The sequence below is a fragment of the Mesorhizobium sp. M4A.F.Ca.ET.050.02.1.1 genome (assembly GCF_003997725.1).
Taxonomy (GTDB): domain Bacteria; phylum Pseudomonadota; class Alphaproteobacteria; order Rhizobiales; family Rhizobiaceae; genus Mesorhizobium.
The window spans coordinates 1-5,026 of sequence record NZ_RZSG01000442.1 but is presented as its reverse complement, the minus strand read 5'-3'; the positions used below and the strand labels follow the sequence as shown (position 1 = coordinate 5,026).

Sequence of the window (5,026 nt, the reverse complement as noted above, 5' to 3'; positions counted from 1 at the left end):
CGCTCCCCCGGTCTGTCCGGCCTGTGCCTCCGGAAGATTGCAAACCGGAGGGCATCTATGAAAATCAGATCAGTTGGAAGCGGTTTTGGTCGCTTCGGCGAATAACTCGGCAAATACGGGTTTGGCTTTTCCGATCTGCTTGACGGCTTGGGCCGCTTCGAGGTTGACAGGTTTGCCGACGACGATCAGCGCCACCATGCCCATGCCGTAGTGCGGAGCGCACTTCACGCCGTAGACGCCCTCCTTGGTCAGGGCCACCGCGACCTCCTCATTGGGTTTTCCCTTGAAGGCTTCGGCGCCGTCCGGGATCATGTCCTTGATGCTTTCGGCATTGTGGGACTTGTCGGTCGGTACGAACTTGATCGTGTCGCCGGGTGCTGCCCGAACAAGGGCGGGCTGGAAGACCATTGAGCCTTTCTCGCCCTTGTTCAGCATCTGCACGACGTGTTCTTCGGCATTGGCTGCGCCGGCAAGGGAGAGCAGGGCAACGGCCGCGGCGATCAGGGGAAGTTTCATTTGGAAATCCTTTCTTGGGTTCGTCACGGCATCAACCGTTGCGCCCCTTTTAAGCGACCAGACGGTTCGGCGATTTGCGCTGGCGCAAACTCGCGACCAAAACTTCCCTTGGGCTTCTCATGGAGGGTGGCGCGCATGGACGAGAGCCGAAGCACGTTGCTCTTGCCGCCTGTCGGTCGCCCATGAGACATTCCCTGACCAGATGGACCGTGATGCACTGGCAGCATCAAATTCGGGAGGGGACAGAGTTGGGTAGCCTCGATCGCTCGCTGATTGCCGGGCTGCCTGTCTTTGCGGGTATGGCCGCCGCGGATCTCGACCGGATAGTCGGCGAGGCTCGATCATTGAGGATCGCCAAGGACCAACCGCTGTTCGAGCAGGAACAGGAAGCTCATTCCTTTTTCCTGCTGCTCGACGGCCATGTGCGCGTCGTGAAATCGACGCCGGATGGTCATGAGGTGACGGTGCGATACATAAGTCCAGGCGAGTTGATGGGCATCGCCCATGCACTTGGCCGCACCACCTATCCGGCAAATGCTATCGCTGTCGTCGATTGCGTGGTTCTTGCCTGGCCGAGCCGCTTGTGGCCGGAATTCGCAACCAATTTCCCCAGTTTCAGCGCCAATACGTACAAAGCCGTAGGTAGCAGGCTGCAGGATGCTCATGCGCGCGTCATCGAAATGGCTACAGAGCAGGTGGATCAGCGGGTCGCCCACGCGCTGCTCAAGCTGGTCAAGCAGACGGGCAGAAAGACAGAGGAGGGAATCCTCATCGACTTCCCGATCTCCCGCCAGGATATTGCCGAGATGACGGGAACAACGCTCCATACGGTGAGCCGGCTGCTGTCGTCGTGGGAAGACCAGGGTTTGGTCAAAAGCGGGCGCCAGAAGGTGACCGTGGTAGAGCCTCACCGGCTCCTTTTGATTGCGGAAGGCCGCGCCGAGAAGAGCTAGTCGGAGCCGGAACTCTCGATTGCAGTCCACAAATCGCGACTGAGTTGTTCGTCGTTCAGATTGTGCTCTCGTGCTGCGTCGGAAACGGTGTGGAATGAAGCAATCGGGCAGCCGACGCAAAGCATGCCGTGCTGGAGCACGACCCGGATGGCCGCCGGCGACCTGTGCATGATTTCGTCCATCGTCGCATCGTCGCTGAATTTGCGTTTCATGCCGCTTGCCCACGCTTGGAGGCGGCATGCTGCATCTGATTTCCGGGATGCTCGTTGCGCCAAGACAAAGAAGAAGCAGCCTGCTGCACATCGCGGTTGAACAACGCAGACCGTCGACCGCGTCAGGAACCGCTTCTCCCGCCCGTTATCCAGCGAGAACATGCCGCCTCGGCAAGGCGCCTCGTCGACAATGTGACCGGGGGCTCCGGCGGAGGATGGACCTCCGCCGGAGCGCGCGCATCACTTCATCAGGTCGGTCCAGATACGGGTATAGAGTTCGTCGACCTCGGCGGGGCAGACTTCCTGCCAGCCACCGGCGGCAATGTACTCCGCCGGAATGTTCAACTCGGGCGCGGCCTTGATGTCGTCGCGCATGAATTGGGTCGAGCCCTTGATGCCGTTGGCATAGGTCGCGAAGTTCGAAATCAGGGCCGCGTTTTCAGGCGCCATGATGAAGTTCAGGAACTTCTTGGCATTGTCCGGATGCGGCGCGTCGGCGAGGATTGCCACGCTGTCCATGAACAGCGAATAGCCTTCCTTGGGGAAGCCGAGCTTTATGTCGGCATTGACCTGCCGCGCCCGGAATGCGGCGCCATTGTAGTAGAGCTGGGCCAGCGTATCGCGGCTGTCCATCTTTTCGATGCCGTAATCCATCGAGACCCAGGACTTCTTGGCTTCGAGCAGCTTGTCTCGAACCTTCTTCAGCAGCGCCTTGTCTCCGGTGCACCAAGTGCCGCCCATGTACCGGATGGCGGCATAGAGAACATCGTTCTTCTCGGGCACGACATTGATCTTGCCCTTCAGTTCCTGCGGCGGATCGAGCCAGATTGCGCTGGTGTTGATGTCACCCTTGTAGACGGAAGTGGCAACGACCGGCCCAGTCATACCCCACTGCCACGGCACAGAGTAATGACGGCCCGGATCCCAGCCGACATTCACCCAGCGTTCGTCGACATTCTTGAAATTCGGCATCTGGTCGGGCCGCGATTCAAGGAGGAGACCCTCTTTGATCCAGATCGGCACGAAATTGGCCGACGGAACCACCATGTCGAAACCCGAGCCGCCCGCCCTGACCTTGGACAGCGCGGTATCGTTGGAGTCGTAGTCCGTCACCGTGACCTTGATGCCGGTTTCCTTCTTGAATTTTTCCAGGAGTTCCGGGCTGGTGTAGTTGCCCCAGTTATAGAGGCTCAGTTCTTCCTCTGCGAGGGCCGCTGAACTTGCCGCCGCGAGCAGCATCGCCGATGTCAGCGCCGTCAATATGGATCGCATGCTTGTCACTCCTCTGTAAGGTTGATTATTTTTTGCGGTTGATCAGATGCACGGCCGTCACCAGAAGGATCGAGGGCACCAAGAGCATGGTGGCGGCAGCATTGACTTCGGGGGTCATGTCACGACGGATCTGACCCAGCATGTAGGTCGGCAGGGTTTCCTGTCCGCCGGACTTCACGAGATCGGTGATGACGACATCATCGAGCGAAATGACGAAGGCCAGCATGAAACCCGCTATGATGCCGGGCGCCAGTCTCGGAAGTGTCACATGCAGGAACGTCTTCCACGGATCCGCATAGAGATCGGCTGCCGCGGTTTCGAGGGCCAGATCCATGCCTTCCAGCCGAGCGCGGATCGGCAGATACGCAAACGGGATGCAGAAGGCCGTGTGCGCCAAGACCAGATAGCCGGTTCCCGAGTAGCCGGTTGCTGACTTGACTGCCGCGAACACGATCAGAAGCGAGATGGCCGTTACGATTTCAGGAACGATCAGAGGCTGGTTGATCAGGGCGTAGGAGACCAAATGCCCGCGATAGGGGTCGGTTCCGGTCATGGCGATGGCAGCCATCGTGGCCATGACCGTCGCCAGGACGCCGGCCACGGTCGCAAGAAACAAAGAGAAGAGGGCTGCATTGATGATCAGGTCGTTATGCCAAGCCTTGACGAACCAATCGAACGAGAATCCGCCCCAGACGCCGAGCGAGGAGGTCGCGTTGAAGGCGAACACGACGAGGACGAGGATCGGCAAATAGAGAGCGACGATCGCTGATCGCGCAATAATGCTGAAGCCTGGCTGCGCCTTCAGATCGAATGCGTGCTGACTAGCGGCCATGCGCATTCTCCTTACCCGAACTTCCGCGGATGTAGATGATGAGCGCCACTGTCACGATCACCAGGAGGCAGATGGATAGTGCTGCGCCGAGGGGCCAGTTTCGACCCTGACCGAACTGCAGTTCGATCAGGTTGCCCATCATCATGTTCTTTCCCCCGCCCAAGACGCGCGGCGTCACATAGGCGCCGATTGCGGGGATGAAGACGAGGATCGATCCGGCGATCAGGCCCGGCTTGCAGGAGGGGATGACGATATGCCAAAGCACCTTTGAGCGCGTCGCATAAAGATCGTACCCTGCCTCAACAAGGTTGAAATCCATCCGCTCGAGGCTCGCATAGATCGGCAGCACCATGAGTGGCAGGTAGACGTAGACGAGCCCCAGGAGAACCGCCCCGTCCGTGAACAGCATCTGCATGGGCTTGTCGATCAACCCGGCCCAGATGAGGATATTGTTGACCGGCCCCTGATTGGACAGGAGGCCCATGATCGCGAAGGTGCGGATCAGAAGATTGGTCCAAAAGGGGATCGTGATCAGCAGCATCCATTGCGACCGGACCTGCTCGGGCCGGGTCGCGATGTAATAGGCGGTCGGGAAGCCGATGAGCAGCGTGGCTAGCGTCGTGACCAGTGCCAGTTTGATGGAACGCCAGAAGATGATGAGATTGGCATCGGCCAGTACGAGCGTGTCGTCAAAGGGATCCCGCTCCACAAAGACGTTCGTCCAGCCGTCGAGGCTGAACTGACCGAGTGCGACCCCGCCGAAGGCGCCCTTTGCCATCACCGAATAGACAAGCATCACTGCAAGCGGCCCGACAGAGGCGATCACGATGGTCGCCAGGGCCGGCGCCTTGAGCAACCAGCGGCGCCGGCTTTCGGCGGTTCGGCGTGTGGCCGCCATCTCAGCGATGCTGGACATGTTCGCCTCCGAGCAGCCGGGCGCTACGGCTATGGATTCGCAGCCATACCTGTGTGCCGGACGTCCTGATTTTCTCTTGTTCCGGGCTGTTGGTCAGGCGGGCTGTGAAAGTCGAACCGTCGTTCAGGCGCAATTGAAGGCGGGTGTCCGTCCCAACGAAAACCTCGTCCTCGACGACTGCAGGAATGCAGTCCGATGACGGGGCGTCGAGGACGTCGACATGTTCCGGGCGGATCAGGACCTGAACCGTCCCGTCGCCGGAAGTTCCGGCTTTGCCGTAGGCGGTAGCGACAGCGCCAGCAATTCTGACCTGGTGAGCATCCGC

General features: G+C 59.7%; 7 protein-coding genes and 1 pseudogene. 1 reads left to right on the top strand and 7 read right to left on the bottom strand.

The genetic code is table 11. From position 1 onward, the window contains the following. Positions 1 to 69: 69 nt before the first annotated feature. Positions 70 to 516: a pseudoazurin gene (locus tag EOA33_RS23955; RefSeq protein WP_127406744.1), complete on the bottom strand. Its 447-nt coding sequence runs from the start codon at positions 514 to 516 to the stop codon at positions 70 to 72. Positions 517 to 764: 248 nt separating this feature from the next. Between EOA33_RS23955 and EOA33_RS23950 the strand changes: the two genes are divergently transcribed. Next, a complete protein-coding gene (locus EOA33_RS23950; RefSeq protein ID WP_127406746.1) occupies positions 765 to 1,469 on the top strand; it encodes a Crp/Fnr family transcriptional regulator in 705 nt (234 codons plus the stop codon). Here the strand turns inward: EOA33_RS23950 and EOA33_RS23945 are convergent. The 6 genes and pseudogenes from EOA33_RS23945 to EOA33_RS23920 form a co-directional block, all read right to left on the bottom strand. Then, complete coding sequence (locus EOA33_RS23945; RefSeq protein WP_126058918.1) at positions 1,466 to 1,681, bottom strand: DUF1858 domain-containing protein; 216 nt, start codon at positions 1,679 to 1,681, stop codon at positions 1,466 to 1,468. The two genes, EOA33_RS23950 and EOA33_RS23945, sit on opposite strands and share 4 nt — an antisense overlap. Positions 1,682 to 1,789: 108 nt before the next feature. Further along, positions 1,790 to 1,873 (bottom strand): annotated as a pseudogene (locus tag EOA33_RS23940) (DUF779 domain-containing protein); the annotation flags it as partial. A 48-nt stretch (positions 1,874 to 1,921) separates the two neighbouring features. Next, the gene (locus EOA33_RS23935) at positions 1,922 to 2,953 is read right to left on the bottom strand and encodes an extracellular solute-binding protein (RefSeq protein WP_126058919.1); all 1,032 of its coding nucleotides are present in this window, start codon (positions 2,951 to 2,953) and stop codon (positions 1,922 to 1,924) included. Positions 2,954 to 2,978: 25 nt separating this feature from the next. Next, the gene (locus EOA33_RS23930; RefSeq protein WP_127406745.1) at positions 2,979 to 3,785 is read right to left on the bottom strand and encodes an ABC transporter permease; all 807 of its coding nucleotides are present in this window, start codon (positions 3,783 to 3,785) and stop codon (positions 2,979 to 2,981) included. After that, the gene (locus EOA33_RS23925; RefSeq protein WP_127406743.1) at positions 3,775 to 4,701 is read right to left on the bottom strand and encodes an ABC transporter permease; all 927 of its coding nucleotides are present in this window, start codon (positions 4,699 to 4,701) and stop codon (positions 3,775 to 3,777) included. The genes EOA33_RS23930 and EOA33_RS23925 overlap by 11 nt, the downstream gene beginning before the upstream one ends. After that, a partial coding sequence (locus EOA33_RS23920) for a TOBE domain-containing protein (RefSeq protein ID WP_127406742.1) occupies positions 4,685 to 5,026 on the bottom strand: 342 nt, incomplete at its 5' end. The genes EOA33_RS23925 and EOA33_RS23920, both read right to left, overlap by 17 nt.

Excerpts from the sequence above, each read along its gene's own strand:
- EOA33_RS23955 (WP_127406744.1), bottom strand. The coding sequence starts at position 516 with ATGAAACTTCCCCTGATCGCCGCGGCCGTTGCCCTGCTCTCCCTTGCC.
- EOA33_RS23945 (WP_126058918.1), bottom strand. The coding sequence starts at position 1,681 with ATGAAACGCAAATTCAGCGACGATGCGACGATGGACGAAATCATGCAC.
- EOA33_RS23935 (WP_126058919.1), bottom strand. The coding sequence starts at position 2,953 with ATGCGATCCATATTGACGGCGCTGACATCGGCGATGCTGCTCGCGGCG.
- EOA33_RS23930 (WP_127406745.1), bottom strand. The coding sequence starts at position 3,785 with ATGGCCGCTAGTCAGCACGCATTCGATCTGAAGGCGCAGCCAGGCTTC.
- EOA33_RS23925 (WP_127406743.1), bottom strand. The coding sequence starts at position 4,701 with ATGTCCAGCATCGCTGAGATGGCGGCCACACGCCGAACCGCCGAAAGC.